The following is a 246-nucleotide window of genomic DNA, read 5'->3' on the forward strand; positions in this document are numbered from 1 at the left end:
GTCGAGGCAAGCTTGGTTACAGGCGATACAAGTATTGATGCGATCCGCTTCGCCATTTTTGGCCTTATTGACCCAGTTAGGATCAGCAAGGAAAGGACGCGCCATTTGAACCAAATCAGCTTGTTCACTGGCGACAATTTCTTCCGCCGTGTCCGGCATATTGATACGGTTGGCTGCCATCATTGGGATGCTGATATGTTTTTTAATCTCAGCAGTGAAATCTACAAAAGCCGCGCGCGGTACGCT

At 48.8% G+C, this 246-nt stretch carries 1 protein-coding gene; it reads right to left on the bottom strand.

Annotation, left to right across the window (positions count from 1 at the left end):
* The coding region (locus AAEZ03_RS28505; protein WP_502947990.1) for an oxidoreductase at positions 1–246 on the bottom strand (246 nt) is incomplete at both ends.

The organism is Pseudomonas sp. HY2-MNA-CIBAN-0224, assembly GCF_040310285.1.
GTDB classification, from domain to species: domain Bacteria; phylum Pseudomonadota; class Gammaproteobacteria; order Pseudomonadales; family Pseudomonadaceae; genus Aquipseudomonas; species Aquipseudomonas helleri.